Here is a 564-nt window from a genome sequence, read left to right on the forward strand (position 1 = left end):
TGGAAGAAAACGTCATGACGTTATGGTTAAGGCCGGGCATTTTTCGTCATGATGGTGAGCTTCTGAGTATAGACGACGTGGTTTGGAGTTTAGAAAGACTCAAGCAAATTAAAGGGCCGGTTCATGAGCTTTGGCAATGCATTGAAACCGTCACAGCCGAAACTCCGAACTGCTTGAAGATAGTGCTCAAACGCGCAAACCAATTCTTTCCATACATGTTAGCCACGCCACATGCCTCAATATTGTGTCGAGACACGGCCTCTTTTGGCTCGGGTTATTCATATCATATCGGTACTGGGCCATTTCGAATCAGCAGTTGGAACAAAGAGAGCATCACGCTGCAAGCGCACAAAGAGTATTTTTCTGCACGCGCGCTTTTGGATCAAATTACGCTTTCTCACGGCGATGTTCAAAACTTGAATATGCTGAGTTTCAATCAAGTTTCAGACCATGTTGAGATTGAAAAAATCAGCGCACTTTCCTATCTCACCTATCGTGAGAGGCGAGATTCGCAACTGACGAAACAAGAGTGGCGCCAGCTTGCCAACTATATTAATCAGCAAA

Annotated in this window: 1 protein-coding gene; it reads left to right on the forward strand. The window is 45.0% G+C overall.

Annotation, left to right across the window (positions count from 1 at the left end; genetic code table 11):
- Positions 1-564: ABC transporter substrate-binding protein (locus tag R8O11_RS30140; RefSeq protein ID WP_318195250.1), on the forward strand; the 564-nt coding region annotated here is incomplete at both ends.

The organism is Vibrio sp. 1288 (assembly GCF_033344475.1).